The sequence below is a fragment of the Pseudomonas sp. DrBHI1 genome, from assembly GCF_002205115.1.
GTDB lineage: Bacteria > Pseudomonadota > Gammaproteobacteria > Pseudomonadales > Pseudomonadaceae > Aquipseudomonas > Aquipseudomonas mosselii.
Genome location: NZ_NIBE01000107.1, coordinates 1 through 3,973, shown reverse-complemented (window position 1 = coordinate 3,973; position 3,973 = coordinate 1). Strand labels below are relative to the sequence as shown.

General features: G+C 64.6%; 1 protein-coding gene. It reads left to right on the top strand.

Features of this window, described 5'->3' with window-relative positions:
* Nucleotides 1-3,973 (top strand): Ig-like domain-containing protein (locus CC207_RS21035; protein WP_143496154.1); only part of this gene is annotated, 3,973 nt, incomplete at both ends.

Here is a 3,973-nt window from a genome sequence, read left to right as displayed (position 1 = left end):
CGACGGCGCCAACAGCCTCACGGAGCACTTCACCGTCACGGCCACGGATACCGACGGCAGCACGGCCAGTGGCTCGCTGGACGTCAATATCGTCGATGACCTGCCCAAGGCCGACAGCGACTTCGCCAACGTCTATGAAGGCGGTACGGTCAGTGGCAACGTGCTGGTCAACGATGTGAGTGGTGCCGATACGGTGGCCGACGGCAAGTATGTGGTGGGCGTGCGCGCGGGCAGCGACACGTCCTCATCGGCCATCGGCCAGTTGGGCAGCAATGTGGTTGGGCAGTATGGCTACCTGACCCTCGACGCCCAAGGCAATGCCACCTACCACGCCAACCCCGACAGCGTGGCGCCGGCCGGTGCCACGGATGTGTTTGTCTACACCATCCGCGATGCCGATGGCGATGAGAGCACCACCACCATCACCATCAGCGTGCACGACTGTTCGCTCATTGCGGGTCCCAACAGCGGCGTGACCGTCTATGAGAAGGCGCTCGATCTCATCAAGGACGGCCATGACCTGGCCGGTGGCAATGTCACCGGCAGCGATCCTGGCGCCACAGGCGAGACGGCCAGTGGATCGCTGGCCGGCTCCATCAGTGGCGGAGTGGGCGCCTTGACCTTTTCCCTGGTCGGCAACGCCACCGGCCAGTACGGCCAGATCCTTCTGAACGCCGATGGCTCCTACACCTACACCCTGACCTCGGCGCCAAATTCGCCGAATCATGTCAACGATGGGCCGAACGTGCTGACGGAAACCTTCACCTACCAGGTGAAGGATTCGCTGGGCAACACCACCACCAGTACCATCGTGATCAGCATCGTCGACGACGTACCCAAGGCCCACAGCGACTTCGCCAACGTCTATGAAGGCGGCACGGTCAGCGGCAACGTGCTGGTCAACGATGTGATCGGCGCGGATGTGCCGGCCGATGGCAAGTACGTGGTCGGCGTGCGCGCAGGCGCCGACACCTCGACCTCGGCCATCGGCCAGCTGGGCAGCAATGTGGTTGGGCAGTACGGCTACCTGACCCTCGACGCCCAGGGCAACGCCACCTACCACGCCAACCCCGACAGCGTGGCGCCGCCCGGTGCCACCGATGTATTTGTCTATACCATCCGCGATGCCGATGGCGACGAGAGCACGACGACCATCACCATCGACGTGCACGATATCTCGCTGGTCGCCTGCCCGGACGACACGGCCAAGGTCTACGAGAAAGCCCTGGACCTGACCAAGGATGGCAACGACTTGGCCGCCGGCACGGTCACCGGCAGCGATCCGCATGCCACCACGGAAACCACCAGCGGCTCGCTGGCCGGCTCGGTCAGTGGCGGCGTCGGCGCCCTGACCTTCACCCTGGTGGGCAACGCCACCGGGCAGTACGGCCAGATCCAGCTGAACGGCGATGGCACTTACACGTACACCCTGACCTCGGCGCCGAAATCGCCCAACCATGCCAACGACGGCCCGAATGTGGTCACCGAGAGCTTCACCTACCAAGTCAAGGACTCGCTCGGCAACACCACCACCAGCACCATCGTGGTCAGCATCGTCGACGATGTGCCCAAGGCCCATTGCGATGTGGCTTCGGTCACGGAAGGCGCCAGTGTCAGCGGCAACGTGCTGGATAACGATGTGGTCGGCGCCGATGTACGTGCCGACGGACAATACGTGGTCGGCGTGCGAGCAGGCTCCGACACCTCGACGTCAGCCATCGGCCATGTCGGCGATACGATCGTCGGCCAGTATGGCTACCTGACCCTGGACAGCCAGGGCAACGCCACCTACCACGCCAATCCCAATAGCGTGCCGCCCACCGGGGCAACCGACAGCTTCGTCTACACCATCCGCGACGCCGATGGCGACGAGAGCACCACGACCATCCGCATCAATGTCCAGGACAGCAAACTGGTGGCGTGCGAGGACAACGACGTCACCGTCTACGAAAAAGCCCTGGACCTGCACAAGGATGGCAACGACCTGGCCGCCGGCAGCGTGACCGGCAGCGATCCGAACTCCACCGGCGAGACGGCCTCCGGCAGCCTGGTCGGCTCGGTGCATGGTGGCGTCGGCGCCCTGACCTACAGCCTGGTCGGCAACGCCGTGGGCCAGTACGGCCAGATCCAGCTCAACGCAGACGGCTCCTATACCTACACCCTGACCTCGGCGCCGAAGACCCCGGGTGGCGCCAACGACGGGGCCAACACCGTCAACGAGTACTTCACCTACAAGGCCACCGACGCCCTGGGCAACACTGTCACCAGCACCATCGCCATCAACATCGTCGACGATGTGCCGACGGTACAGTGCGCGGTACGCAGTATCACGCCCGGCCAGGTGGACTCCAACATCCTGCTGGTGGTGGACGTTTCCAGCAGCATGGCCGCAAGCTCCGGCGTGCCGGGGCTGACCCGCCTGGAGCTGGCCAAGCAGGCCATCAACGCCTTGCTCGACAAGTACGACGAGATGGGCGACATCAAGGTGCAGATCGTCACTTTCGGCACCGGCGCCGAGATCAAGACACCCGTGTGGGTCTCCATCAGCGGGGCCAAGAGCCTGATCGCCGGGCTCAATCCCGGCGGCTCGACCTACTACGACTCGGCGGCCACCAAGGCCCAGGAAGCCTTCGCCACCACCGGCAAGCTGGTGGGTGCGCAGAACATCAGCTACTTCTTCTCCGACGGCGAGCCCACCAACGGCCACGCCATGACAGCGCCGCGCGAGGCTGCCTGGGAAACCTTCCTCGACAACAACGGCATCAAGTCCTACGCCATCGGCATGGGCAGCGGCGTCAACGAAGGCAACCTCAATCCGCTGGCCTACGACGGCAGCAGCCATACCGACACCAACTCGGTGGTGGTCACCGACCTCAGCCAGCTGAGTGCGGTGCTCTCCGGCACGGTGCAGGGCGCGCCGATCACCGGCAGCCTGATGAGCGGCGGCGACTTCGGGGCCGACGGCGGCTTCATCAAGGCGCTGCTGGTGGACGGCACTACCTACACCTATGATCCGAAGGCCAATGGCGGGCAGGGCGGCTATGCGGTCAGTGGCGGGGTGGACAAGGCCTCGTTCGACACCGTGAGCAACAGCCTGAATATCAAGACCGGCCTGGGCGGTACCCTGGTGGTGAACATGGACAGCGGCGAGTTCACCTACACGCCGCCGAAGGACAACGGCAGCGGCCAGGTAGAGAAGTTCGGCTTCACCGTTAGCGACAACGACGGCGATACCCGCAGCGCCAGCCTGACGGTGAACATCAACAGCAACGGCGCGCCAGTCGCCGGCGCCGACCACATCATCACCAACATCAAGGGCGCCACCCTGAGCGTGCCGGCCGAGGCCTTGCTGGCCAACGACAGCGACCCGGACCACGACACCCTGAGCGCCACGCCGACCACCTTCAACACCAACTTCGCCGACAAGGGCGCGGGCTTCACGGCGGGCACGCAGGCCCAGACCATCACCTTCAACGCCACCGCCAACAAGGCCGAGAACCAGTTGCGCGACCTGGCCCGCAGCGAGTTCACCAGCCTCAATGGCAGCATGACCGCCGCCCTGGTGGTGGCCGGTTACCTGGGCTCGATCAGCAGCGCCAACGCCAACGACGAGGACACCCTGACGGTCACCCTGCGCAAGGGCGAGACCCTGACCCTCGACCATGACCGGCCCGCCGGCAACCTGCTGATGGAGTGGAAGGACGCCGGCGGCAGTTATCAGACCATTGCCGATGGCGGCAGCTTCACGGCTAGCCATGACGGGGTGTACAGCATCCATGTGATCAACACCGAGAACACCTCGGGCAACAGCAAGGCCGCCGAGAACTACAAGCTGAGCCTGGTGGTGGACTACAGCAACGCCAGCAACGACGACTACCACGGCAGTTACACCGTCAGCGACAACCATGGCGGCACGGCCACTGGAGCGGTGGATATCACCTACCAGGCCGGCAATACCCTTACCGGTACCTCA